The organism is Sediminibacterium sp. C3 (assembly GCF_000508085.1).
Lineage (GTDB): Bacteria > Bacteroidota > Bacteroidia > Chitinophagales > Chitinophagaceae > Sediminibacterium.
The window spans coordinates 2,301,414-2,326,174 of the sequence record NZ_KI669560.1 but is presented as its reverse complement, the minus strand read 5'-3'; the positions used below and the strand labels follow the sequence as shown (position 1 = coordinate 2,326,174).

Sequence of the window (24,761 nt, the reverse complement as noted above, 5' to 3'; positions counted from 1 at the left end):
ACTTGTCTTATTCTATCAACTTAATATAATGGCTTACCGTTTGCACTTCTTTTAATGTATTCACCCCAGGTTAGATTGTCTTTTCCTGGCTGATGTGATTGTGCTTTTTCAATGGCATAGGTAGCAGCGGTTTCAACCACCCAGTCAAAGTTTTCCTGACCTACACTTTTAATATCAGCATCCGGTGCAGGGTTGCAGAAGTCAATAGCGTAAGGGACTCCATCTCTTAATGCCAATTCAACTGTGTTAAAATCGTAACCCAGGTATTGGTTGATTTTTAATACAATATCAGTCATCATTTTTAGCTTTTCTGCAGAGGGCTTAAAGTCTGCTGCATATCTTAAATGATGAGGATTACGTGGTTCGTAAGACATGATTCTTACATATTTTCCTCCAATACAGTAACAACGGTAATATTCTTCAAAAATAATTTCTTCCTGAAGTAACATCACCAGCTGGCCCGTTTCAGAATGCTTTTCAAAAAAATCTTGCTGATCGTTTAGTTTGTAAACATTTTTCCATCCACCTCCTGCAAAGGGTTTCATATAAGCAGGAAACCCAACATATTTAAATATGCCCTCCCAATCCAATGGGTAGGATAGATTACTGAAAGATAATTCGGCCGTATCTGTTGGCAAATCCCTTGAAGGCAATATGACGGTTTTAGGAACGGGTACCTCTATTTTGGTAGACAAACAATTGTTGAAAAATTTTTCATCGGCACTCCACCAGAAGGGGTTATTAATTACGGCTGTTCCACATAATGCGGCATTTTTCAGGTACGCCCTATAAAATGGAACGTCCTGGCTAATGCGGTCAATAATAACTGCGTAACCACTATCTTCTCCCTGAATTACTTTATCAATTTTAACAGGTTCTGCCATTATGCCTTTAACCTGTTTACTGTTGATTCTTTCTATGAATGCCTGCGGAAAGCTTCTTTCCTGCCCAAACAGAATCCCGATTTTTTTCATGTTTGCCTTTTTGGTTCAGTTGTAATTTAAGTCATAAGATGATAAATAAAAAAATATAATACCCTATTTTTGAGCATATGCACGCACATTCTCCCACTGAGGCAGTATCGGTACAATTGGAAACCTGCCTATTGCCTTCTGAGTACCTGGAAAGAGAAGTTACCATTGATATTTACCTGCCAACGCAAATGAATGGCTTTGATCAAACCTCTTTATTGCTGATTAATGACGGGCAGGATCTGGTGAAGATGGATTTTCTGGGAATGATTGCTGGTTTAATTCAGAAAGAACAATTAGAGCCTATCTGTTGCATTGGTATTCATTGCGGGCCCAATCGGAAAATGGAATACGGTACGGCTTACTCTGCAGACTTTAAGGGTAGAGGAGCATCTGCTGGTTTATACACGAAGTTTATTTTTGAAGAACTGCTTCCCTTTATCCGCAAAAAATTCAATGCTCCCTCTTTCAGAGATAAATCATTTGCTGGCTTTTCACTGGGCGCATTAAGTGCCATGGACATTGCCTGGAATCATGCAAGTGAGTTCAGAAAAGTGGGCATGTTCAGCCCCTCTTTGTGGTGGAGAAGAAAAGGATATGAGGATGGATATGATGATGAGCTGGATCGTCTGATGCACTTGCAGGTTAGGAAGGGCAAGTTCTATCCCTGGCTGCAGTTTTTTATTGAGTGTGGTACGCTAGATGAAACGGCAGACCGCAATAACAATGGCGTGATTGATTCCATTGACGATGCATTGGATTTAATTGTTGCGTTAAAGGCCAAGGGATTTACGGATGAGCATATTGCTTATTTGGAATTGGAAGATGGCAAGCACGATGTGGAGACCTGGGAAAAAGCCATGCCTGACTTTTTGAAGTGGGGTTGGGGACGATAAGAATTGCAGCTTGTTCACCTAGCCATTTCAAATGTCACTCTATTTTTACCCCCGCTTTGTTAGCCCTTAACATTTGTTTCCAATAAAAAAGCCCCGATTAAAAATCGGGGCTTTTTCTATCAATGTTATGCCTCGTCCTAAAATAAGTTGACACAAAAGTTGACTTATGCAGAGTAACAATTATTTAAAGAGAACCCAAAGGGACTACAGCTTATCCTTTAAACTTCAGGTAGTTGATGAAGTTGAAAAAGGGCACTTAACCTGGAAACAGAGTCAAAAGAAGTATGGCATCCAGGGAAGAAGTACCGTTTTGGTATGGTTAAGAAAACACGGAACTTTAGATTGGACTAGTAAATCTCCCATGAAAAAGAAAGCACCACCGAAGACGTACATATCGCAATTGGAATCAAAGATCAAACGGCTTGAAGCAGAGAAAGAGATATTAAATAGAGCCATAGATATTGCCGATGATATGTTCGATACTGAGATTAGAAAAAAGTTCTTACCCCTGTCACAAGCAGCTTCCGACAAACAGGGGGAAAAAGAAGAGAATACAGCGTCGGAAGAATAGCATTAGTCTTAGGTTACAGTCGTCAAAATGTATACAAGCAGCAAAAAGATAGGATAAAAAAGACGTTAACACTAGAGGCTGTCAAAAAGCTAGTGGATAGGGAAAGAAAACAACTGCCTAGAATTGGAACGCGCAAAGTATACTATCTGATTAAAGAAGATTTACAGAAGAATGGACTGAAGTTTGGTCGGGATAAGCTCTTTGGCTTAATGCGTCATTATGGGTTACAAATCAATCCCCGTAGGCGCTACACACAAACAACCATGAGTAAACATTGGCTAAGAAAATGGCCTAATCAAATCAAGGGGAAAACAATAAATCATCAGGATGAAGTTTGGGTAAGCGATATAACATACATCAAGACAGAACAAGGAAATTGTTATTTGAACATGATAACGGATGCCTACAGCAGAAAAATCATGGGCTATGCTGTTGAAGATAATATGGAAACCGAAAGTATGATTGAAGCCTTGAAAATGGCTGTAACACAACGAAACAACCCAAGTATGTCAACCATCCATCATTCAGACAGAGGATTGCAATATTGTAGCAAGGAATATGTGCTAATGACAGCAAAAAATAATATACAATTAAGCATGACAGAAAATGGAGACCCTTACGAAAATGCATTAGCCGAAAGAATGAACCGTACCATAAAAGAAGAATTTGGAATGGATCGGAAATTGAAAAGTAAAGAACAGGTCAAACAGTTAGTTCAAGAAAGTGTATTTTTATATAACAACAAAAGACCACATCTAGCACTTCAAATGAAAACGCCAGATCAGGTCTACAACAAAAAAATCCCGGCTACCTGAGGCAACCGGGACTTATTTTAAAACTGTCAACCTATTTCAGGACAATTCATTATTCTTAATTAGAAGATATAACGTACACCTAATTGCATAGACCATGTGCTGGCTAAGCTTAGGTTGTCTTGCCAAGGCTTGGTTACCAATTGGCCATTTTGTTGCTGTAGGTTGAAAGTAGGACGGCCCTGTGTATCCAGACCTCTGAAGATCAAAGGCTGAGTAGTAGTAGCGATCTGTCTTACACCTGCTGATTTGAACAACAAGTTACCTACGTTAAAGATATCTGCAGTTAATTGTAAAGTATGCTTGCGCGCACCAATATTAGCCATGATATCCTGAACTACTCTTAAGTCGAAACGTGCAACCCATGGAAGATAAACTTCGTTACGGCCTGCATTTCTACCGATGTTCTTTCTTAAGTAAGGACTATTCTGAACAAATTGTAACCACGCATCTGCTTGTTCCTGTACCGTTCTGGCAGGATTGCTTCCGCTAGCGGCTAATGGAACAAAAATAGGAGCAGCAGTAATGTGCATCAAATCAGAGGTACTGTTTCCATCATTGTTTAAATCTCCATTGTAAGTATAGCTGAAGTTGTTGCCTCTTGCTATTTCACCAAATAAACCAATGGTTGTTGCCAGATGCTTACCAGTATTAAACTTGTAAGACATATTGGTGATGATTCTGTGTGGAGTTACATAAGCAGAATTAAACAATTGCAAATCGTTCTGTGTGCTTGTGGTAGGGTTGCTCTGCCAAGTAGAAGTTGCCTGGCTACCTGGATTCGCAGTTAGTTCATTAGCATAGCTCATGGTGTAAGCCAACATACCAGAGAATCCTTTGGTAGAAGTTTTGCTCACCATAAAAGTTAAAGATCCACTGTTTCCTCTGCTCGCATTTTCAAGAATGATTGCAGAACCAATATTGCTATACAATCTTCTGTCTGCTGTAGCAGCGTATCTTGGTCTTAAATCGCCACCGCCATTCAACTGAGAATTAGGCGCTTTTTGGTTAGCATTTCTCATCACAACCGCATTGATGTCCTTGGTAATTAAGGCCTCAAAAGTTAAGCTCCAGCCATTACCCAACTTTTTGTCAATTGCGATATTGTTTCTCCAAATTTGAGGGAAACGGAATTCTCTATCCATCATCACAATGTTAGCATTGTTTGGCAATACGCCAGCTACCGGACTAAAGCTTCCTCTGTAAGCATCCGGATTTGGATTGAATAAGAAGTTGCCTAATAAAGCTGGGTTGGTTACTGCCTGACTTGCCTGATACATCTGGCTATTACCTGGCATATTGGTTAAATATACAAATGGAATTCTACCAGTGAATAAACCAGTACCACCACGAACTACAATGTTTTCATCATCGATTTTGTAACGGAATCCAACTCTAGGAGAGAAGTATACACTATTTTGCTTAGGCCACTCGCTGGTTTTGTAATTGGTTGGAACACCATTTCTGTCTGGGAAAGAAAGTGCAGATACGTTTGGATTTTCCAATGGAGCTTCAGGGAAAATCACTTTGTCTACGCGTAAACCATAAGTCAATTTAAAGTTTTCGTTTACGTTGTATTCATCCTGAAGATATACACCTAACTGACCAATTTTAAGATCAGCTGCGTAAACAGCTGGCTTGTTTGGATCCAGTGAGAAAGTGTAAGAGAATGCAACCGGGGCTCTGTTGTTGATAAAATCATTCAATGAATTGAATGCATAGTAGCTGGCAGAACCAGGCATAAACATATTACCAACACGCTGATACTCATAAGTAGCACCTGCAGTTAGGGTATGTTTACCTGCATAATAAGTAAAGTTATTGGTCACGTTGAACACGTCGTTTTTAACGTCGTTGTTTCTGGTGAAAGGATCAGATCCCGCAGACATATAGTTCTGTCCATTGTTATTGAAGATATCAATGGTAGGGAAGATTCCACCAGCAACCGCTCTTGTTGCCTGAATTTTAGAGAAAGTAGCAATGAACTGGTTAGAGAACTTGCCATTGAAGTTAGAGTTCAATTCAATAGAACCGGTTCTGACAATATCCTTGAACTTGTAGTTTGAATTTTCAAATGACATTGAGTTCAAGCTGAAACGGTTATTAGGCAAACGGTTGATAGAACCAGCAGCACCAACAGGTCTGAAACTAGGACCATTCGGAATACTGGAGCCATTTAACTGCTGATCGTTGTTGTTAACAAGTTCAGAGTATTTTAAGGTCAACTTGTGGTTGTTGTTGATGTTCCAGTCAATTTTTCCAAGAATCTTTGTGTTCTTGGTTGCGAAGTTGGGGAAATTGTCAAATGAACCCGGATCGTATCCGTAAGTAGTTCTTAGATGATTAGCAAATTTTTGCAGAGAGTCAACATTAGTGTTACTTACGTTACCGTTACCAGATCCACCTCTTGGGCTAAATGTAATACCAGGCTGGCTTCTTTCTTCTTCTTCATAAGAAGCAAAGAAGAACAATTTATTCTTGATGATTGCACCACCTAAAGTAGCACCAAAGATTTTGTTGCTAGATTTAACTAGAGCAGGCAATTTCGCATTCCCTACATTTAAACCGTTATAATCCTGATTTCTGTATAAACCGTAAACAGATCCCTTTAATGTATTGGTACCGCTCTTGGTTACAGCGTTAATACCAGCACCGGTAAAACCAGATTGTCTTACGTCGAATGGAGCAATGTTTACAGAAACTTCTTCAATCGCATCAATCGAGATTGGGCTTGCACCACCACCAGGAAGAGGATCAGAACTTAAACCAAAGTTGTTGTTTAAGTTAGCGCCATCCACCTGCGTGTTGTTGAATCTTCCGTCTCTACCTGCGAAGCTGGTACCGTTTGCCTGTGGAGTTACACGGGTAAAGTCGGTAATGCTACGGCTAATGGTAGGCATTGATCCTAACATACGCTGATTGATTACTGTTGAAGCACCGCCGGATTTATCACCGCTGGATTTTTTCTTCAATGCATTAACCACTACTTCACTCAACACTTTAGATTCGTCCAGAAGGGTAGGGTTAATTACGAAAGGTTCACCCAATAAAAGATAGATATCATTTACTGTTTCTACCTTTAAACCAGTGAAGCTGATTTTTAGTGTATAAGGACCTCCGGTTCTTAAACCTGCTAAGGTGAATACACCGCCTTTCTTGGCTAAAGTAGAATACTGTGTACCAGATGGCGTGTGAACAGCCACAAGGCTTGCGCCCTCAACGGGTTGCCCATCAGCAGTTTTTACAACCCCCGTGATACTACTCGTAGTAACCTGGGCGGTTGTGATCAAAGTTGCTAATACGGCAACCATAATCATTGAAATTCTTTTAAAAATTCTCATAATTTTGGTTTTGTGCTGCAAATATCCAACTAAACCCGATTGTCCCCAAAATCTTGTTAAAATAATATACCCTTAGAAGGAGGTTTATAAACATCATACCTGGCAGGTAATAGTAGTTATATGCTATAATATGCTGATTTACATTTACTTATGTTGTTTTTAGACTATATGTTTACCCCCTTCAAAAACAACTGTTTGTTAATAAAAACTTAACCTAAGGCTGGTCTGAAGTTGCCAATTTCCCGTTTTATGGTTGCCTGGCTGATAATTAGGTTCGAAAAGGCTGGTATTCAGCCAACCCGGATCAAAGGAATATTGAGGAACAGCATTAGCTGCATCAGCCCATCCTTCCCACCCAATAAGTGGAATTCGGTTGCCCGGAACCTGCCATTCCCTGCTCCATTTTGGATTCATCAAACCTAATAAATTGATGATTTCAAAAGTCAGGGTCATTTTCAGTTTTACATGCTGCAGTTTTGGGAAAAACTGTTTTTGTATGGATGCGTCCAGCCGGTGAAAAAAAGGAGCCCTACTCGCATTTCTCTCTGCATGGAATCCTCTTCTTTTTTCTAAGTAGGGGTGTTGCTCAATAAAAAGATCCAGTGCCCTTCTTTGATCTTCTGCACCATAATACCAACCTTTGAAGATGGTGGGTTTAAATATCATGGAAGCGAGTTCATCTTTTTTCGGAATGTAAATTAAATCATAACCCACCGCTGTAGCATCGTCTCCCGATAAATTGTTTTCGCCATATACAAAACTAAAACTTCCCCCTTGCTGACCTGTGTAATGAATGCTTAATCTGGTTCTTTGTTTCCTTCCAGTTTGGCTTTGCCAATGGAATGAAGCGTGAATGCGATGACCCTGACTGAAATCTGAAATAGCCAGTACCGGATTATTTCTGCCATTAACATTTTCCTGCAGTCGCCAGTGATGAAGCGAGTTGCTGTAGTTGCCATCGTACAATGCATAGGATCTTCCAAATGAGTATCCCACTATCATACGAACAGGACCTTTAGTGTAAGATGATTGTAATTGCATTTGATAGCCACGGGATTGTAAACTGTCTTTATTGTGGATTAACAGTATTTGCTGATAGGGATTAACTAGATTGGGCTGAAGATTGATTTGCATGGGCAAATTGGGATGATAAATCCAACGCTGGTCAGGGCCAGAGAGCCGTGAATTCGGCATGGTGATATTGATATTGGTAAATGCTGTTTCTGTGTTCTGTTGATAATAAAGCAATTCCATTTCAAGCAAAAGGGCGTTATTAATTTTTTGCTCCCAGCTAAAACTGGTTCTCCAGATGGTTGGGAGTTTTAAAGATTCACTGCTTAAATAAACGGTGCCCTTTGTTTCGGTGTTATTCAGGGGAAGTGTCACTCTTCCATTATAGGAAGGAGTTGTGAAATAATAATTATTGAGTTGCTGCCCCTTCGATTGGATGGTTTTTAATTTATTACCGTTATTGCTTAATACCCCGGAAAGCCATACAGTAGGTAACGTGCCAATAAATAAACCGCTTCCTATTTTCAATAAACTATTCCATCGGGGTATTCTAAATATAGCCTGAATTCTTGGGGCTACACTCCATGTAAAGTTGGGCAATCGTCCAGATTGTAAATGGCCGGAATGATAATAGGACCCAACAACAGGGATAGCAACTGCCTGTGTAAAAGAATCAATTTCCGGTGAGTTGATATAGGATTCTTTTTGTAACCTGATTCCGGCCTGAATATGCAGGTTATTGCTTAACGATGATTTGTAATTTAGGAAGAGGGCTTTTCTAATCTGATGTATTGCAGACAGGAATTCGTTTTCAGGTATTTCTCTTGTTTTTTGATTGATGGAAAACTCAGCCGGCCTTCTGTTTTGTACAAAATCACTGATACTGTAATAAAAAAAACTGCCATACCCGTTGGGTATAAAATTATTTCCGAGTGAATGGTATTGTAAATCTATGCCAGCTTCCCAAAAATGCCTGCCTGTTAAAAGATTCATTCGATTGATCAGTTGAATACTTTTTTGTACTGCAGAATTCTGATACGACTCATCATTGGCACCAACTACCATTATTCCCTCTCCGTCCAGCATACGAATTGTAGGATAGTCCTGTATTTTGGGAAGCGTATTTCTCTGGTGTTGATTAAAATACAGAGAGAGTCGGTTTTGCATATTGCCTGATATTTTTTTATTCCATTCCAAACTGAAGGATACTTGTTGCTGTTCAATACGCTTAGAATTATTCGAAAATGAAAGGATGCGTGCATTAGGGGGATATGCCTGTTCTCTGTATTGCTGATTCCATCTCCCTGTAATACTAAGCCGATTTTTTGGGTTGATTGTTGCATCAAGCCTTAGTAAGAGTTTTTGGCTTCTGTAGATAGCCATTTGATCAGGCGTTCCCGGATCGTATTGAAATTGTTCCATCATGGTCTGTCTGAACCTTGATAATTTATTGATTGATCGGGTTTCACCGGTATAATTGCTGCTGTCGTACGGAAACAATACTTGTGAAGAAAGAAATTCTGTATTCAGAAAAAAGAAAATGGAATTACGTTTAACGGGTCCGCTAATATTAATACCTGCATGATTGTATTGCTGGTAGTTGGCTTTTGAATGAAAATAGAGTTCCTGTTTGGGTTGATTGGACCCTCTGCTGGTTACCACTTGAACTACAGCACCAGTAAAGTTTCCAAGTGATGCATCAAAGGGATTTTTATGGAGGGTTATCTGTTCTATACTTTCTAAGGCGAGCGGAGCTTGTCCGTTTTCTCCATTCAGTATCCCACTGGGTGAAAGTCCGAATGGATCGTTTTGCAAAACACCATCAATATAAAAGGCATTGGACCGATACTTTTGTCCTGAAAAAGAAAGAGCCCCTGAGCCATCGTTTTTAACAGTGGCAGAAGGTTCATGCAAAAACAGATTGCCCCAATGCTGGCTGTTGGATGTTTCTTCTGATAGAATCGTGATGCCGTTTCTCCACTGCTTATTGGTTACACTTGTTTTTACAATCAAAGGGGTGAGCAAATTGACCGATGGCTGTAATGGCAAGTGAATCTGAAGGTCTTCTCCTGCAATTATTTGTATGGATTGAATTTGCAGCGTATCTGCATCCGGATAATAAGCCGTTAACTGGTATTGACTGGCCGGACTTAACTGATAAAGGCCATAGGTTCCGGAAGCATTGCTTCTGGTGGAAAATCGCATTCCGGTTCCATTGTCTTTCAGTGTGATGATGGCGCCGGCAATTCTAATCCCCCTGAAACTTACAACGCCACTTACTGCGCCAAAATTATTTTGTGAAAGTGCAGCCATACTTAACAGGAGAGCACCAGAAAAACAACAGAACCTTTTCATATCATTGATTTATTCAATGCTATTCTCCTTTTTTGTTAAAATCAATGGTATTTGTACCGAATCCATTTGTTTTAAAGCGGTTGCTTGAAAGGGTTTATGTAATTTTGCGGCTTAATTCAGCATTATGTTAGATAGTATTTCTGCAGCCATTGAAGATATTAGAAACGGTAAGATGGTAATAGTGGTAGATGATGAGGATCGTGAGAACGAAGGTGATTTTATTATGGCGGCCCGATTTGCTACACCGGAAGCCATTAACTTCATGAGCAAGGAAGGAAGAGGGTTGATTTGTGCAGCATTAACTGAAGAAAGATGCAAGGAACTTGATTTAACCCCGATGGTTTCATCCAATACTTCCTTGCATGAAACGGCATTTACAGTTTCAATAGATTTGATTGGTCAGGGAACTACCACTGGTATATCTGCCCATGATCGTTCTAAAACCATTCAGGCATTGGTTAATCCGGAAACCAAAGCTTCCGATTTAGGAAGGCCCGGGCATATATTTCCGTTGAAAGCTAAATCTGGTGGGGTTTTAAGAAGAAGTGGACATACGGAGGCAACGGTTGATCTGGCACGTCTGGCTGGTTTGGAACCTGCTGGTGTATTGGTAGAAGTGATGAATGAAGATGGATCCATGGCTCGCCTTCCTCAGTTGCTTGAAATTGCTAAAAAATTTAATCTTAAAATTATTTCAATCAAAGACCTGATTGATTATCGTTTAAGTTCTGATTCATTAATTGAAGAACTGGTTCGGGTAAATATGCCTACCAAATACGGATCTTTTGAATTGATTGCTTTTAAAGAAACCTTGTCTGGCGCAGAACACCTGGCACTGGTTAAAGGCAGCTGGGAAAAAGATGAACCTGTTCTTACCCGTGTGCATAGTAGTTGCTTTACCGGGGATATTTTAGGAAGTCTTCGGTGCGATTGTGGGGAGCAGTTGCACAAAGCCATGCGAATGGTGGAAGCTGCCGGTACCGGTGTTATTTTGTACATGAACCAGGAAGGGCGAGGCATTGGATTAATTAATAAGTTAAAGGCCTACCAATTGCAGGAAGCAGGAATGGATACCGTTGAAGCCAATCTAAAACTGGGTTTTGGTATGGATGAAAGAGATTACGGAGTAGGGGCACAGATTCTTCGTGCATTGGGTATCACCAAGCTAAAACTAATGAGTAATAATCCTAGAAAGCGTGCTGGCTTAAAGGGCTATGGTCTTGAAATTGTGGATACGGTTCCCATTGAAGTGGCTCCCAATCCCCACAACGAAAAATACCTGACGACTAAGCGGGATAAATTAGGTCATGCTATATTAGGCGAATAAACTTATTTCTTTTTGCGGATGAGTTTTTTGGTTTCATCCAGCTCCTTTTTTAGCTGAATGGTGTAGAGCGTAAGTTCCTCTACTTTTTTCAGTAAAAGCGCATTCATATTTCCCAAATCAATGCCTTCTTTCATTACTTCCGCTGTGGTTGGAATACCTGGCAAGTGATGGTTCTTCTGTATGTATTCGTCCAGAACATTCAGGGGCATTAACGGATAATCTTTCTGGAATACATGGTCGTACCAGTCTTTGGAATTCTTGATGGCTACTTTAACTTTTTCGGTAAGTATGCCTTGTTCAACGTACAATTTATAACCATCCACCTGGGTATTTACCTCTCCGATTTTTACCCGGCCTTCATAAGAATCAATAGAGAAAAATTCTTTTTCAACCGCATCGGAACCCGCTTTGTGACTGATTTTAAAAGTTTGTGGTGTTTTTAATACCTCATCCCCGGACACCCTTGCTCCAATGGTCCAGTAACTTAAGTTTTTTGGATTGGAAATGTCTCCGTTCGAGAACATGATAGAAGGTTCATTCTGACCACCGGAAGCCCACTCATTACTAAGCTTCAATAAGATATTCTTGTTGCGTGTATTACCGGCTCCTTTCTTAATTTCCAAAGGAGCTCCCGGAGTTAGTATGCCAATACCCGCAAATCCCGCTTCAGGAAATACGTTTTGCTTGTCTCCTGTGGCCGCAGCATTTTCGTCTGCCGGAGGAGCAACGGTCTTGGGCTTACCACTTGGACGCTGAGCAAGCAATGAGGTATGTGCAATAGTTATGACGGATAATACAAGCAATATTCTTTTCATACAATACAACTTATTCGATTCATTAACGAAATTAAGTTAAAATTAGTGTGCACGGCTTTTTGAGTTATGCTGTTGCTTTGTTTCAACAAGAAAGGCGCTTTTCAGCGCCTTTCTCTTATCGGTGATAGGGAGGGTTTTCTTTATCCTCTCTTTCTTTTTCTTTGTCGTAAGCCTTGATAATGGCTTTAACCAGCCGATGTCTTACCACGTCTTCTTCGGTTAATTCTATATGGGCAATTCCATCAATATTCCGGAGAATACGGGTTGACTTATCCAACCCGCTTCGCATATTTCGAGGTAAATCAATCTGGGTTGGATCGCCGGTGATTATAGCTTTGGCATTGGCACCAATTCGGGTTAAAAACATTTTCAGCTGCAGGTCATTCGCATTCTGGGCTTCATCCAGAATGATGAATGCATTGTCAAGTGTTCGGCCGCGCATATAAGCCAGGGGCGCAATTTCAATGGTGCGGGTGCTCATGTAATACCCGAGTTTGTCTGCGGGAATCATATCATCCAAAGCATCATACAAAGGGCGTAAATAGGGGTCAATCTTTTCTTTTAAATCACCGGGCAGAAATCCCAGACTTTCGCCTGCTTCCACTGCGGGGCGGGTTAAAATGATTTTCTTGACTACCTTGTTTTTTAAAGCCCTAACAGCCAGTGCAACTGCTGTGTAGGTTTTACCGGTACCCGCAGGACCAATGGCAAATACAATATCATTTCTGTCGGCAGCATGCACCATTTTTTTCTGATTCTGGGTTCTCGCCCTTACGGTTTTACCATTGGGTCCGAATACCAGGATATCATTGGGGTTGCGGTCTACAAAATTATCAATGGCTTCAGCGTCGTCGCCACCCAGTATTTGTTCGAAATAGCCCTCACTTAAATGACCATTTCTCTGCAAGTACTGTACAATTAAATCGATTTTTTCTCTGGCAGTATCAATCTGTTCGGGCGCGCCGCTCAGTTTTAATTGAGTGCCTCTTGACAAGATTTTTAAAAGGGGAAATTTTTTCTTCAGCAAATCGAGTTTTCCATTATTGACGCCAAAAAACTCAATGGGATTTACCGATTCCAGGCTAATGATTGTTTCTGTCAATCTCTAGGGTTTTAGATTAAAAATCAGGTTCTCCGGGTAACCTTACCGTTCTCTCTCAAATTTAATTCAGCTATACAGATATTTCCTAATGATTCTTATGCACAGCTGTGGAAAGATTCATATGGTAACAATTCCGTAACAAGAAAGTTCTGTTTGCTTTAATGAGGTTGCTTATATAATTAATTACAGAGCTTTTAAAGCTGCAATGGTTGCTTTGGGATCGCCTGATTTAAATACGGTATTGCCCGCAACCAAAACATCAGCGCCAGCTGTTAAAATATCTTTTGCATTGTCCAGGGTAACGCCACCATCAATTTCAATCAGACAGTTGCTGGCGGCATTGTTAATAATAGCCTTTAGTTGCTTTATTTTTTCAATAGTTCTCGGAATAAAGCTTTGTCCGCCAAACCCGGGGTTTACACTCATTAAACAAACCAGGTCTACATCTGCAATAATGTCTTTTAGTAAATCCACAGAAGTATGTGGGTTCACTGCAATACCCGCTTTCATACCCAGAGACTTTATCTGCTGAATATTTCTGTGCAGGTGATTGCAGGCTTCAATATGCACGGTTAAAATGTCGGCCCCTGCTTCTTTAAAAGCCTGTGTGTACTTTTCTGGTTCCTCAATCATCAGGTGTACATCGCATACTTTGTTTGTAGCTTTTCTGATATGGCTGATTACTGGCAATCCAAAACTAATATTGGGAACAAACCTGCCATCCATTACATCCAGGTGAAACCAATCTGCCTGGCTTTCATTCAGCATCTGACAGTCTTTTTCCAGGTTTAAAAAGTTGGCACTTAACAAAGAAGGAGCAATGATTGGCATGGGGTTATTTTAGATGGCAAAGTTAATTTGTTTTTTCTTCTGTTTGGAACCTATGACAGTTTCCTGACAATATTCAAAGAGTAGCCATCTAATTTTGTAATTATATATTCTTTATTATGAAAAAAGCTTTCCTGTTTATTGCACAATTAGTCATTGTGATAATTGCTGCAGCCCAGCCCGGAGCACAACCCGTTAACAAAGTGCCCGGAGATACGCTTCGTTTTGAAGGTGAAAAATATTTCAAAAATGTACGTCAGTTAACTTTTGGCGGGGACAATGCAGAAGCTTACTGGAGCTATGATAGCAAGCATGTTGTATTTCAGCGTACCAATCCTAAGGAAGGTGTAAACTGTGACCAGATTTTTGTGGGCAAAATTCCAACCAAACCCGGAGAGAAATTTGATTATAAACTGGTAGGTACCGGAAAGGGAAGATCTACCTGTGCTTATTTCATGCCAGATGGCAAACATATTATTTATGCTTCTACCCACGAAGGCGGGGAGGAGTGCCCTCCTGTACCTGATCGCAGCAAATACGGCAATAAATATATCTGGCCTTTATATAGCAGCTATGATATTTATATGGCTGACCTGAATGGTAAAATTGTTAAAAAATTAACCAATGCAAAAGGCTATGATGCCGAAGCAACGTTATCGTATGATGGAAAGAAAATGATATACTGCTCCGATAAAAGCGGAGACCTGGAATTGTACATCATGGACCTGGCAAGTGGAAAGGAAAAACAAATTACTCATGACCTGGGTTATGATGGTGGTGCCTGGTTTAGTCCGGATGGCAAGAAAATAGTATGGCGTGCCAGCAGGCCTAAAACAGATGCGGAAATAGCTGAGTATAAGGAATTATTAAAAGAAGGATTGGTGGCGCCTACCAATATGGAAGTTTGGGTGGCAGACGCTGATGGTTCCAATCCCAAGCAGATAACCAGCTGGGGACAGGCCAACTGGGCACCTAATTTTACGCCTGATAGTAAAGGAATCATTATTTCCAGTAACCACGAATACAAAAGAGGGTTCCCATTCAATATGTATCTGGTAGATCTGGAAGGTAATAACAAACAAAAAATCAGCAGAGATCAGGGCTTTGATGCATTTCCTATGATTAGTCCAGACGGTAAGAAAATTATATTTGGTTCCAACAGAAATAATGGTGGAACCCGTGATACCAATTTATTTGTTGCCGACTGGGTTAAGCAATAACCTCGTTTGTTTATTTGTTTGTTTGGTTTGAATGGTTTACGCGAAAGCGTAAACCATTTCTGTTGTATATTGCCTCTTTATTCTATTATTATTGCCTTAAACTATTTTTATGCAAACAGGATTTGTTCATTTACACAATTTTTTACGCTGGGTGATTGTGATATTGTTAGTGGTATCTATTGTGAAAGCATATACCGGATGGTCTGCTAAAAAAGCCTTTCAGCCTGGCGATAAGAAAGTATGGTTATTTACCATGATTGCCTCTCATATTACTTTATTGCTTGGGTTATATCAGGTTGCTTTGGGACGTTATGGGATTTTTACCACACAATTGCCGGAAGGAACTTCTTTTATGAAAGACAAGTTCTATCGTTTTTTCTGGATGGAGCACCCTATTGCCATGGTGGGGGCTATTGTATTTATAACGCTGGCTCATGGGATGTCTAAAAAATCCGTTGCCGATGAAGTGAAATATAAGAAAGCATTTATTTTCTTTTTGATTGCTGCCTTACTAATTTTAGCTGGTGTGCCCTGGCCTTTCAGAGGGGAGATCATTGGAAGACCTCTTTTCCCAGGTGCATAGATTGAATAGCTGTTTCAGTTCTCTTTAAAATAGATTGTATGCCACATTATATACAACTCGGAACCATTCCGCATAAACGCCATACGCAATTCAGAAAACCAGATGGGGGCTTGTATTCCGAGCAATTGTTTTCTACTGAAGGGTTCAGTGATGATTATTCACTGTTGTATCATATATATCCCCCCACACAGATTATTAAAACGGATGCGCCAATAGATGTGGCGCCGAAAGTGGCCGAAGAGAAAATGCTCAAGCATCGTTGTTTTGAAGGCTTTCAGGTGAAACCCGTTTCAGATTATTTAGATAGTCGTAAAGCGGTTTTAGTAAACAATGATTGTCATATTGTATTAGCTGCGCCTCAGAAAAGCATGTCCGATTATTTTTATAAAAACGCGGATGCAGATGAGTTGATTTTTATACACGAGGGGACAGGTACGGTAAAAACCCAATATGGAAAACTCGACTTCTCTTATGGGGATTATATTGTTATACCCAGGGGAACCATCTATCAGATTCATTTTAATGATGCTAACAACCGACTTTTTATAGTAGAAAGTTTTAGTCCTTTCCGCTATCCAAAGCGTTATTTAAGCAGGCATGGTCAATTGCTGGAACATTCACCCTATTGTGAGCGTGATATAAGAGGGCCGAAGGATTTGGAGACCATTGATGAAAAAGGTGATTTTTTAATCAAAACCAAAAAGAAAGGGGTGCTCTATGGATTGCATTACGGTACACATCCCTTTGATGTAATTGGATGGGATGGATGTTGTTATCCTTACATTTTTAGTATTCACGATTTTGAACCCATAACTGGTAGGGTGCATCAACCACCACCTGTGCATCAGACCTTTGATGCACACAATTTTGTGGTTTGCAGTTTCTGTCCCCGATTATACGATTATCATCCGGATGCAGTACCTGCGCCTTATAACCATAGCAATATAGACAGTGATGAAGTCTTGTATTATGTAGACGGAGACTTTATGAGCCGGAAAAACGTAACCAGGGGGATGATTACCCTGCATCCAGCAGGTATTCCTCACGGACCGCACCCCGGGGCGGTTGAAAAAAGCATTGGCAAAAAAGAGACCCTTGAGCTGGCTGTAATGGTAGATACATTTCATCCGCTTCAGCTTACCGAGGAAGCTATTCGCATAGAAAATGAGGGTTATACCATGAGCTGGGCTGAATAATCCCGATTTTTCCTTAACTTATGGCATAAACAATTGCCATATGATTAAATTCAACGACATCAAAATCGGCGACTACATGATGGGCGAGTTTGAAGGAAAAATGTGGGAAGGAGAAGTTACCCGATTAAACGGAGATGAAAAGCAGGTTTGTCTGCTTACCTCTGTTCAGGAATTCTGGTTTTCAACCGATCATTTGCATCCGATGCCATTGGATGAGAATGCCTTGCTGAATCTGAGCTTCAGTAAACAGGAAGGAGAGGATGGATCTGTAAAGTACTCAAAAGGTGCTTTCCGGCTGGTAACCCCGAAAGCGGGAGATTTCTCGTCCATAGAAATGTGGTACAGGGAAGACAGAAGGCATCATCCCAATGTTCATTATGTGCACCAACTACAAAATCAGTATTCGGACATGGTTAAGATTCACCTTACCCGGGCTCCCATGTAAACGATAATTTATTCCTTACAAAAGGTATTTTTGCGTCAGGATTTTCCTGACGCTTTTTATTTTTGTGCCTCTCAGGTGCAGGGAATCAGGGAAAAAAGAGGGCTAAAACCGGGTTTTTTCGGTGGAAAACTTATTTTTTGGATTTTTTTTCCACATTTTAAGGAGTTTTCTCCCCTTATTTTTCATAATTCGGTTGTATTCTAATATCTTTGCAGCCCCAAAAATAGTATGTCGAAACAACCATTGATTAAACAGGACGGAGTAATTCTGGAAGCATTAAGTAATGCCATGTTCAGAGTGAAGTTAGAAAATGGCCACGAAATATTGGCCACTATTTCAGGAAAAATGAGGATGCACTACATCCGTATTTTACCAGGGGACAAAGTGGGTGTGGAAATGAGCCCATACGATTTGAGCAGAGGTAGAATCATTTTCAGATATAAATAAGAACAACGAACGTAACAGGAAAATAACAGTTAAACAACCAAACAATGAAAGTAAGAGCTTCCATTAAAAAACGCAGTGCCGATTGTAAGATCGTGAAGCGCAAGGGTAAATTATTTGTGATTAACAAAAAGAATCCTCGCTTTAAGCAGCGTCAAGGGTAATCCAATTAATCAAATTAACAGCATAAAACAATTATAATATGGCTCGTATTGCCGGTATTGATTTGCCAAAAAACAAAAGAGGAGAGATTGGTCTAACCTATATTTTTGGTATTGGACGTTCAACAGCTCAGTATATCCTTGAAAAAGCAGGTATTGACTTTGACAAGAAAGTAAATCAGTGGAATGATGAGGAGCAAACTGCTATCCGTAACATCATTAACAATGAATTTAAAGTAGAAGGTGCACTTAGAAGTGAGGTTTCTATGAGTATCAAGCGTTTGCTGGATATTGCCTGTTACAGAGGTTTACGTCATCGTAAAGGACTTCCTGTTCGTGGTCAGAGAACCAAAACCAATAGCCGTACCAGAAAAGGTAAGCGTAAGACAGTTGCCGGTAAGAAAAAAGCAGCTAAGAAATAATTAGTCAGCCCGAATTAACATTCGGGCTTTCTTACATAAATCCCTGTCGGTTGGATCTCTAAAAAAGAAGGAGACTGCAGGGTTCCGTTACTACGGATATTTTTTAACCATCCCCTCGGGGAAGATTACCTAAAAAAGCAAAAATGGCTAAACCACAAAAAGCGCAGAACAGTGCAAAAGCTGCTGCCAAGAAAAGAGTAGTAAAAGTAGATGCCGCAGGTGAAGTAAGAATCTCTGCTACTTTCAACAACATCATTATCAGTTTTACCAACAAGACTGGCCAGGTTATTAGCTGGAGCAGTGCTGGTAAAATGGGTTTTAAAGGTTCTAAGAAAAACACTCCTTACGCAGCTCAGATGGCTGCTGCTGATGCCGCTAAAGTAGCATTAGACGCAGGTTTGAAGCGTGTTGATGTGTTTGTGAAAGGACCAGGCGCTGGTCGCGAAGGTGCTATCCGTTCTATTTCTCAGTCTGGTATTGAAGTAACTTCTATCAAGGACGTTACTCCTATGCCGCACAACGGATGTCGTCCTCCAAAACAAAGAAGAGTTTAATATACCTAAGCCCCAACCGGGGTAGTGGAAAAAATATTGAGCCACAAGGTTTCATTTATCAAAAGGTTGCCCGATTCATTTTTTACGATTTTTAACCGATCGACGCAACGAATGCTAAAAAAATCGAAATGAAAATTTAAATTATGGCACGTTACACAGGTCCAAAGACCAAAATCTCCAGAATCTTCGGCGAACCTATTTTAGGAAATGCCAAGTGGTTAGGTAAAAATTCTAACCCTCCAGGACAGCACGGTGCTGCCCGTAAGCGTAAAACTTTAGGCGAATATGCCCTACAGTTAAGAGAAAAGCAAAAAGCAAAATACACTTATGGTGTATTGGAGCGCCAGTTCCGTAAGACTTTTGAAGAAGCTCAGCGTTTAAAAGGTGTTACCGGTGAGAACCTGATTAAATTATTAGAAGCACGTTTAGACAATACAGTATTCCGTATGGGATTAACTGCCAGCCGTCCAGAAGCTCGTCAGTTAGTTAACCATAAGCATATTACTGTAAACGGTGAAATCATGAATGTACCTTCTTACACTTGTAAGCCAGGTGATATTATTGCTTACCGTCCTAAGAGTGCACACAATTCTGGCATTACCAGCAAAACTCGTGGTAAAAACCCTAAGTTTGGTTGGTTAGACTGGAACGAATCTGAAATGAAAGGTACGTTCATCACCATGCCAGAGCGCGAACATGTTCCTGAAAACATTAAGGAGCAGTTGATCGTTGAATTGTACTCTAAGTAATTTATCTACTCACACAATTAATAAAACACGTTTTAACATGGCAATATTAAGCTTCCAAAAGCCAGACAAAATCGTTCTACAGAAAGCAACTGATTTTGAAGGTCAGTTTGAATTTCGTCCGCTAGAGCCAGGATATGGTTTAACCATTGGTAATGCTTTACGCAGAGTACTTTTAAGTTCTTTAGAAGGATACGCTATCGTAGGAATTAAAATTGACGGAGTAGACCACGAGTTTGCTACCATCAAAGGAATTACCGAAGACGTTACTGAAATGATCCTGAATTTAAAGCAGGTTCGTTTTAAGAAGAACGCCGATATGGATCTGACTTCTGAGAAAATCAATTTATCTATCAAGGGACGCAGCGAATTCACTGCCGGAATGATTGGAGAAGCAACTCCAAGCTTCCAGGTAATGAACCCTGAATTGTTAATCTGCACAATGGATCCTACCGCTAAATTAGACATCGAGCTTACCATCGCAAGAGGTCGCGGTTATGTTCCTGCTGAAGAAAACAAAGTGAAGGATGCTCCATTTGGATATATCGCAATCGATTCTATTCACACACCTATCAAGAACGTTAAGTACGCTATTGAGAACTACCGTGTTGAACAAAGAACCGACTACGAGAAATTAGTGTTGGATGTAGCTACAGACGGAACCATTCATCCTGAAGAAGCCGTTAAGCAAGCTTCCAGAATTTTGATTCAGCACTTGATGATCATCACCGATGAAAACATCACTTTCGATAACAAAGAAGATAAGAAAGAAGATGTGGTTGATGAGCATGTTTTGCAATTGCGCAAAGTATTGAAAACTCCATTAGAAGATTTAGATCTTTCAGTGCGTGCTTTCAATTGCTTAAAAGCAGCTAAAATCAACAGCTTAAGCGAACTGGTACAATACGAACAGGAAGATTTGATGAAGTTCAGAAACTTCGGTCAGAAATCCTTGTCTGAAATTGAACAGGTATTAACCGAAAGAGGATTAAGCTTTGGTATGGACTTAGGTAAACTAGGTTTAGACAATTTAGATAATTAATTATTCATTCACGCTTCCCTTACCTTGGTAAGAGAAGCAAGCTCCACAAATCCTGACACGGTGTGGAGATAAAACTTAAATGTCATGCGTCACGGAGACAAAATCAACAACCTCGGCCGTAAAAAGGCACACAGAGTAGCTTTATTGCAGAACCTTGCAAGTCAGCTAATCACGCACAAGCGTATCGTAACTACTTTGGCTAAAGCCAAGGCATTAAGAGCTTACGTAGAGCCATTGATTACCAAGACTAAAAAGAATGAGTCTGCTTTACAAATCAGCCACAATCACCGTTTGGTTTTTGCTGAATTGCAGGATAAAGCTGCTGTGAAGGAATTATTCACTGTAGTAGGTCCTAAAGTGGCTTCTCGTCCAGGTGGTTACACCCGTATTTTGAAATTAGGCATTCGTCCTGGTGACAATGCTGAAAAAGCAATGATTGAATTGGTTGATTTCAACGAAATCTATGGCAAGTCTGCAACAACTGCTGCTGAACCTGCTAAGAAAACACGCCGTAGCCGCGCTCCTAAAAAAGCAGAAGCTGCTGAAGAAACCACTGTAGCTCCAGAAGCTGCTTCAACTGAAGAAAAAGCCGCTGAATAAATTAAATGAAGTGGTGTTAACATAAAGGCAAAATCGTTTCGGTTTTGCCTTTTTTTTAATCTGTCTGTTAGCAACTTCATTCGTTTTTTTGATAAAATTGATTTTCTTTTGCACTCATAATTTTCACTATGCCTCATTCCACACTTATCCGTAAACCTGCTACACTTGTACTTGCTGATGGACATGTTTTTCATGGTCTGTCTTTTGGTAAAATTGGAACCGCCACTGGCGAAATTTGTTTTAATACTGGGATGACTGGATACCAGGAAGTGTTTACTGACCCCAGTTATACCGGACAGGTGATTATTATGAATACCGTGCATATTGGAAACTACGGGGTTAAGGAATCAGATGTAGAGAGTAATTCAGTAAAGATTCATGCACTGATAGCCAGAAACCTGGAAGAACAGTACAGCAGACACCAGGCCAATCAAGATTTAAATGCTTATTTAATCCAAAACAATATTGTAGCTATTGATGGGATTGATACCCGTGCTTTAGTGGCACATATAAGAACAGTAGGGGCAATGAATTGCATTATTTCTTCAGAAGATCTTTCTGTAGAAGAATTAAAAGCCCGTTTGAAAGAAGTCCCCAGTATGGATGGTCAGGAACTGGCCAGTAAAGTAAGTACTACTACTGAATACGAGTTGGGAGATCCTGCATCGGCTATAAAAGTAGCTGTATTAGATTTTGGTGTTAAACAACATATTCTGCAATGTTTGGTAAGCAGGGGCGCACATATTAGGGTTCATCCTGCAAAAACAAAAATTGAACGTTTGAAAGAATTTAATCCAACCGGTTATTTTATTTCCAATGGGCCAGGTGATCCTGCCGCTATGCCTTATGCCATTGAAACGGTGAAAGATGTGTTGGCAGAGAAAAAGCCAGTCTTCGGAATCTGTTTAGGCCACCAGCTACTTGCACTGGCCAACGATATCCCAACATTTAAAATGCACCATGGGCACAGAGGGTTGAATCACCCTGTTAAAAATATAATCACTGGTCAATGCGAAATCACTACTCAGAACCATGGTTTTGGTGTTGATCCGGTTGCAGTGAAGAATCATCCGAATGTAGAAGTAACACACGTGAATCTGAACGATGAATCCATTGAAGGTATCCGTTTAAAAGACCGTCCTGCGTTTAGCGTTCAATATCACCCGGAAAGCACCCCAGGCCCGCACGATAGCCGTTATTTATTTGATCGTTTTGTTGAAATGATGCAGTAATTTCATTCTATGAATATTGCAATTATCAATGGGCCGAATTTGAATTTGCTGGGAAAAAGGGAACCGGAGGTTTACGGTAGTCTTTCCTTTGAGCAATATCTGCAACAACTGGAAACAAATTTCCCTGCGGTTCGTTTCACTTATTTTCAATCGAATGTTGAAGGCGAACTCATCAACGCTATCCAGTCAGCAGCAGAGACTGTTGATGGAATTGTATTGAATCCAGGCGGCTATACGCATACCAGTGTTGCCATTGGTGATGCCATTGCTGCTATTTCTGTTCCGGTTATTGAAGTACATATCAGCAATATTCACGCAAGAGAAGATTTTAGAAAAATCTCTCATGTTTCTGCAAAAGCAAAGGGCACCATTGCCGGACTTGGATTGTCTGGTTATGCGCTGGCTGTTCAATGGTTCATGTGGCAAAAGGCCTAATATCGGTGCATCCGCCGTTTTTTTCTTACTTTTATTGCTCACTATCCAGCTTCTGAATGCTGTTGATGAAATCCTATACCAAATCAGTTCTCTATTTAATAGGCATCAGTTTTATTGTTAAACTCCTGCTGGCTTCTACTATTGAGCTGGGCAATGATGAGGTTTATTACTGGACTTATGTGTTAAGACCCGACTGGAATTATTTTGACCATCCGCCCATGGTTGCCTGGATGATACGTATTTTCAGTTTAAACGGCTGGTGGGCTTCTGAATTGTCTCTGAGATTGGGAAGTTTTGTTGGGGCAGCTTTTTCTACCTGGTTTATTTTTAAGACGGGTAAGTTGATCGGGAACGAACGAATGGGCTGGTTTGCGGCGCTTTTATACACCGCTTCTGTTTACACGGGTTTTATTGCCGGATTTTTTGTTCTGCCCGATTCTCCTCAGATGCCTTTCTGGACAGGTGCATTGTATATAATGGCCTATCTGGTTATTCACAAGTCGGAAGAAAAAAACTGGAGTGTATGGATTTTTCTGGGAGTCGTGATTGGACTTGCTACATTGGCCAAAGTGCACGGACTTTTTCTCTGGGCTGGCTTTGGATTATACATTTTGTTGCAGAAACGCCATTGGCTAAGTAATCCAAGGTTGTATGTATCTGCCTTTATTACCGTTTTGTTTTTGCTGCCTATTCTTTACTGGAATATTCAGAATGATTTTATTACTTATCGGTTCCATTCGGGGAGGGTAACCCATACTGGCATTAATACCGATGCCTTTTTACAGGAAATAGCAGGGGAATTTGCCTATCAGAATCCTTTTGTGTTTGTGTTGGTATGGTTGTCGGTAATTCTCCTGCTCAGAAAACAGTTTCGTTTTCGACAACAAAGAATAAAAGCCTGGCTTTTTAGTATGAGTATCCCAATGTTGCTGGTTTTCTGGGGAATTGCATTGTTTAATCCCACTTTGCCGCATTGGTCTGGGCCTGCCTATATTCCCCTTTATTTTATAGTAGCTGCCTGGCTGGATCAACGGAAAACTGTTTCCTTCCCAGGTATACTTAAATGGGCTCTTGGTTTTGTAGTTGTTGCTCTGCTAACTGGCATTTCCCTGATTCGCTTTTCGCCTGTTAATTTTGGTTCTCAGTCCAAAGAGGCTTATGGTGAATATTGTCCTACTTTGGATTTATCCGGATGGGCTTCTTTAGGGGAGCAATTTTCAAGTATTGTAAAAGAAGATATAGCAGAAGGTCAGATAAAATCTAATCCCTTATTAGTAACCCATAAATGGTTTCCGGGAGGGCATCTGGAATTTTATGTTTCCAGAATTTCCGGTGTTCCCTTAATTGGAGTTGGTACTTTGCAGGATCTCCATCAGTTTGCCTGGTTGAATCAGCAGCGAACCAGCCTGAAAATAGGAATGGACGCCTATGCCATTGTACCTTCTAATTTACCTTTGAATGTAGAAGAAGCTTATGGTGCTTATTTTAGTAAAATTGAACCTGCTGAAAAATTAAAACAGCAAAGAGGCGGGGGAGTAGTTCGCTACTTTTATATTTATCGGTTAAGAAACTGTAAGAAAGTTCCTGGTCCGCTTCTGCCATAAATTATACTTTTAATTACCCCTCTTGTAATTGCGCTAAAAAGAAAGTAT

24 protein-coding genes are annotated in these 24,761 nt (G+C 40.3%); 18 read left to right on the top strand and 6 right to left on the bottom strand.

Annotated elements, in window-relative coordinates:
• Positions 1 to 20: 20 nt before the first annotated feature.
• A complete protein-coding gene (locus F777_RS0110795; protein ID WP_026752054.1) occupies positions 21 to 974 on the bottom strand; it encodes an ATP-grasp domain-containing protein in 954 nt (317 codons plus the stop codon).
• Positions 975 to 1,051: 77 nt separating this feature from the next.
• Here F777_RS0110795 and F777_RS0110790 point away from each other — a divergent pair, with 77 nt between their 5' ends.
• From F777_RS0110790 to F777_RS0110780, 3 genes are all read left to right on the top strand, one after another.
• Complete coding sequence (locus F777_RS0110790; protein WP_026752053.1) at positions 1,052 to 1,867, top strand: alpha/beta hydrolase; 816 nt, start codon at positions 1,052 to 1,054, stop codon at positions 1,865 to 1,867.
• 166 nt (positions 1,868 to 2,033) lie between these two features.
• Entirely contained in the window at positions 2,034 to 2,438 is a 405-nt protein-coding gene (locus F777_RS18615) for a hypothetical protein (protein ID WP_026751388.1), read from the top strand.
• A complete protein-coding gene (locus F777_RS0110780; protein WP_026751387.1) occupies positions 2,435 to 3,253 on the top strand; it encodes an IS3 family transposase in 819 nt (272 codons plus the stop codon). Before F777_RS18615 ends, F777_RS0110780 begins: the two co-directional genes overlap by 4 nt.
• A gap of 59 nt (positions 3,254 to 3,312) precedes the next feature.
• Here the strand turns inward: F777_RS0110780 and F777_RS0110775 are convergent, their stop codons facing one another.
• Both F777_RS0110775 and F777_RS0110770 read right to left on the bottom strand, forming a co-directional pair.
• Positions 3,313 to 6,591 carry a TonB-dependent receptor gene (locus tag F777_RS0110775; RefSeq protein ID WP_051408564.1) on the bottom strand — a complete coding sequence of 1,093 codons (3,279 nt, stop codon included), beginning with the start codon at positions 6,589 to 6,591 and terminating at the stop codon, positions 3,313 to 3,315.
• A 198-nt stretch (positions 6,592 to 6,789) separates the two neighbouring features.
• On the bottom strand, positions 6,790 to 9,957 hold the full coding sequence (locus F777_RS0110770) for a TonB-dependent receptor (RefSeq protein ID WP_081720509.1): 3,168 nt from the start codon (positions 9,955 to 9,957) through the stop codon (positions 6,790 to 6,792).
• 124 nt (positions 9,958 to 10,081) lie between these two features.
• On the opposite strand from F777_RS0110770, the gene F777_RS0110765 reads away from it, so the two are divergent.
• Positions 10,082 to 11,284 (top strand): bifunctional 3,4-dihydroxy-2-butanone-4-phosphate synthase/GTP cyclohydrolase II, encoded by a 1,203-nt coding sequence (locus F777_RS0110765; protein ID WP_026752050.1) that lies wholly within the window; start codon positions 10,082 to 10,084, stop codon positions 11,282 to 11,284.
• 2 nt (positions 11,285 to 11,286) lie between these two features.
• Here F777_RS0110765 and F777_RS17355 read toward each other — a convergent pair whose 3' ends face one another.
• From F777_RS17355 to rpe, 3 genes are all read right to left on the bottom strand, one after another.
• Positions 11,287 to 12,099, bottom strand: coding sequence for a hypothetical protein (locus F777_RS17355; protein WP_026752049.1), 813 nt, complete (start codon positions 12,097 to 12,099; stop codon positions 11,287 to 11,289).
• A gap of 115 nt (positions 12,100 to 12,214) precedes the next feature.
• Positions 12,215 to 13,201, bottom strand: a complete 987-nt coding sequence (locus tag F777_RS0110755) for a PhoH family protein (protein ID WP_026752048.1) — start codon at positions 13,199 to 13,201, stop codon at positions 12,215 to 12,217.
• A 183-nt stretch (positions 13,202 to 13,384) separates the two neighbouring features.
• The gene (gene rpe, locus F777_RS0110750) at positions 13,385 to 14,032 is read right to left on the bottom strand and encodes a ribulose-phosphate 3-epimerase (RefSeq protein ID WP_026752047.1); all 648 of its coding nucleotides are present in this window, start codon (positions 14,030 to 14,032) and stop codon (positions 13,385 to 13,387) included.
• A 116-nt stretch (positions 14,033 to 14,148) separates the two neighbouring features.
• Here rpe and F777_RS0110745 point away from each other — a divergent pair, with 116 nt between their 5' ends.
• From F777_RS0110745 to F777_RS0110680, 14 genes are all read left to right on the top strand, one after another.
• Positions 14,149 to 15,249 carry a TolB family protein gene (locus tag F777_RS0110745; protein WP_026752046.1) on the top strand — a complete coding sequence of 367 codons (1,101 nt, stop codon included), beginning with the start codon at positions 14,149 to 14,151 and terminating at the stop codon, positions 15,247 to 15,249.
• A gap of 109 nt (positions 15,250 to 15,358) precedes the next feature.
• On the top strand, positions 15,359 to 15,832 hold the full coding sequence (locus F777_RS0110740; RefSeq protein ID WP_026752045.1) for a hypothetical protein: 474 nt from the start codon (positions 15,359 to 15,361) through the stop codon (positions 15,830 to 15,832).
• Between the two features lie 38 nt (positions 15,833 to 15,870).
• Positions 15,871 to 17,028 carry a homogentisate 1,2-dioxygenase gene (locus F777_RS0110735; protein ID WP_026752044.1) on the top strand — a complete coding sequence of 386 codons (1,158 nt, stop codon included), beginning with the start codon at positions 15,871 to 15,873 and terminating at the stop codon, positions 17,026 to 17,028.
• Between the two features lie 40 nt (positions 17,029 to 17,068).
• Entirely contained in the window at positions 17,069 to 17,473 is a 405-nt protein-coding gene (locus F777_RS0110730; protein ID WP_026752043.1) for a hypothetical protein, read from the top strand.
• Between the two features lie 228 nt (positions 17,474 to 17,701).
• Positions 17,702 to 17,920, top strand: coding sequence for a translation initiation factor IF-1 (gene infA / locus F777_RS0110720; RefSeq protein ID WP_026752042.1), 219 nt, complete (start codon positions 17,702 to 17,704; stop codon positions 17,918 to 17,920).
• A 44-nt stretch (positions 17,921 to 17,964) separates the two neighbouring features.
• Positions 17,965 to 18,081, top strand: a complete 117-nt coding sequence (ykgO, locus tag F777_RS17640; protein WP_071790319.1) for a type B 50S ribosomal protein L36 — start codon at positions 17,965 to 17,967, stop codon at positions 18,079 to 18,081.
• Between the two features lie 38 nt (positions 18,082 to 18,119).
• A complete protein-coding gene (gene rpsM, locus F777_RS0110715) occupies positions 18,120 to 18,500 on the top strand; it encodes a 30S ribosomal protein S13 (protein ID WP_026752041.1) in 381 nt (126 codons plus the stop codon).
• Between the two features lie 143 nt (positions 18,501 to 18,643).
• Positions 18,644 to 19,054, top strand: coding sequence for a 30S ribosomal protein S11 (rpsK, locus tag F777_RS0110710; RefSeq protein WP_026752040.1), 411 nt, complete (start codon positions 18,644 to 18,646; stop codon positions 19,052 to 19,054).
• A 143-nt stretch (positions 19,055 to 19,197) separates the two neighbouring features.
• Complete coding sequence (rpsD, locus tag F777_RS0110705; RefSeq protein ID WP_026752039.1) at positions 19,198 to 19,803, top strand: 30S ribosomal protein S4; 606 nt, start codon at positions 19,198 to 19,200, stop codon at positions 19,801 to 19,803.
• A 37-nt stretch (positions 19,804 to 19,840) separates the two neighbouring features.
• Positions 19,841 to 20,842 carry a DNA-directed RNA polymerase subunit alpha gene (locus F777_RS0110700; RefSeq protein WP_026752038.1) on the top strand — a complete coding sequence of 334 codons (1,002 nt, stop codon included), beginning with the start codon at positions 19,841 to 19,843 and terminating at the stop codon, positions 20,840 to 20,842.
• An 84-nt stretch (positions 20,843 to 20,926) separates the two neighbouring features.
• Positions 20,927 to 21,442: a 50S ribosomal protein L17 gene (gene rplQ / locus F777_RS0110695; protein WP_026752037.1), complete on the top strand. Its 516-nt coding sequence runs from the start codon at positions 20,927 to 20,929 to the stop codon at positions 21,440 to 21,442.
• 128 nt (positions 21,443 to 21,570) lie between these two features.
• Positions 21,571 to 22,674 (top strand): glutamine-hydrolyzing carbamoyl-phosphate synthase small subunit, encoded by a 1,104-nt coding sequence (carA, locus tag F777_RS0110690; RefSeq protein ID WP_026752036.1) that lies wholly within the window; start codon positions 21,571 to 21,573, stop codon positions 22,672 to 22,674.
• 9 nt (positions 22,675 to 22,683) lie between these two features.
• On the top strand, positions 22,684 to 23,109 hold the full coding sequence (gene aroQ, locus F777_RS0110685) for a type II 3-dehydroquinate dehydratase (protein WP_026752035.1): 426 nt from the start codon (positions 22,684 to 22,686) through the stop codon (positions 23,107 to 23,109).
• Between the two features lie 65 nt (positions 23,110 to 23,174).
• The gene (locus tag F777_RS0110680) at positions 23,175 to 24,713 is read left to right on the top strand and encodes an ArnT family glycosyltransferase (RefSeq protein WP_161631510.1); all 1,539 of its coding nucleotides are present in this window, start codon (positions 23,175 to 23,177) and stop codon (positions 24,711 to 24,713) included.
• Positions 24,714 to 24,761 lie beyond the last annotated feature (48 nt).

What these genes read in the sequence shown, in the direction of transcription:
- F777_RS0110795 (WP_026752054.1), bottom strand. Translation starts at nt 974, where the DNA reads ATGAAAAAAATCGGGATTCTGTTTGGGCAGGAAAGAAGCTTTCCGCAG.
- F777_RS0110790 (WP_026752053.1), top strand. Translation starts at nt 1,052, where the DNA reads ATGCACGCACATTCTCCCACTGAGGCAGTATCGGTACAATTGGAAACC.
- F777_RS18615 (WP_026751388.1), top strand. Translation starts at nt 2,034, where the DNA reads ATGCAGAGTAACAATTATTTAAAGAGAACCCAAAGGGACTACAGCTTA.
- F777_RS0110775 (WP_051408564.1), bottom strand. Translation starts at nt 6,591, where the DNA reads ATGAGAATTTTTAAAAGAATTTCAATGATTATGGTTGCCGTATTAGCA.
- F777_RS0110770 (WP_081720509.1), bottom strand. Translation starts at nt 9,957, where the DNA reads ATGAAAAGGTTCTGTTGTTTTTCTGGTGCTCTCCTGTTAAGTATGGCT.
- F777_RS0110765 (WP_026752050.1), top strand. Translation starts at nt 10,082, where the DNA reads ATGTTAGATAGTATTTCTGCAGCCATTGAAGATATTAGAAACGGTAAG.
- F777_RS17355 (WP_026752049.1), bottom strand. Translation starts at nt 12,099, where the DNA reads ATGAAAAGAATATTGCTTGTATTATCCGTCATAACTATTGCACATACC.
- rpe (WP_026752047.1), bottom strand. Translation starts at nt 14,032, where the DNA reads ATGCCAATCATTGCTCCTTCTTTGTTAAGTGCCAACTTTTTAAACCTG.
- F777_RS0110745 (WP_026752046.1), top strand. Translation starts at nt 14,149, where the DNA reads ATGAAAAAAGCTTTCCTGTTTATTGCACAATTAGTCATTGTGATAATT.
- F777_RS0110740 (WP_026752045.1), top strand. Translation starts at nt 15,359, where the DNA reads ATGCAAACAGGATTTGTTCATTTACACAATTTTTTACGCTGGGTGATT.
- F777_RS0110735 (WP_026752044.1), top strand. Translation starts at nt 15,871, where the DNA reads ATGCCACATTATATACAACTCGGAACCATTCCGCATAAACGCCATACG.
- F777_RS0110730 (WP_026752043.1), top strand. Translation starts at nt 17,069, where the DNA reads ATGATTAAATTCAACGACATCAAAATCGGCGACTACATGATGGGCGAG.
- infA (WP_026752042.1), top strand. Translation starts at nt 17,702, where the DNA reads ATGTCGAAACAACCATTGATTAAACAGGACGGAGTAATTCTGGAAGCA.
- ykgO (WP_071790319.1), top strand. Translation starts at nt 17,965, where the DNA reads ATGAAAGTAAGAGCTTCCATTAAAAAACGCAGTGCCGATTGTAAGATC.
- rpsM (WP_026752041.1), top strand. Translation starts at nt 18,120, where the DNA reads ATGGCTCGTATTGCCGGTATTGATTTGCCAAAAAACAAAAGAGGAGAG.
- rpsK (WP_026752040.1), top strand. Translation starts at nt 18,644, where the DNA reads ATGGCTAAACCACAAAAAGCGCAGAACAGTGCAAAAGCTGCTGCCAAG.
- rpsD (WP_026752039.1), top strand. Translation starts at nt 19,198, where the DNA reads ATGGCACGTTACACAGGTCCAAAGACCAAAATCTCCAGAATCTTCGGC.
- F777_RS0110700 (WP_026752038.1), top strand. Translation starts at nt 19,841, where the DNA reads ATGGCAATATTAAGCTTCCAAAAGCCAGACAAAATCGTTCTACAGAAA.
- rplQ (WP_026752037.1), top strand. Translation starts at nt 20,927, where the DNA reads ATGCGTCACGGAGACAAAATCAACAACCTCGGCCGTAAAAAGGCACAC.
- carA (WP_026752036.1), top strand. Translation starts at nt 21,571, where the DNA reads ATGCCTCATTCCACACTTATCCGTAAACCTGCTACACTTGTACTTGCT.
- aroQ (WP_026752035.1), top strand. Translation starts at nt 22,684, where the DNA reads ATGAATATTGCAATTATCAATGGGCCGAATTTGAATTTGCTGGGAAAA.
- F777_RS0110680 (WP_161631510.1), top strand. Translation starts at nt 23,175, where the DNA reads ATGAAATCCTATACCAAATCAGTTCTCTATTTAATAGGCATCAGTTTT.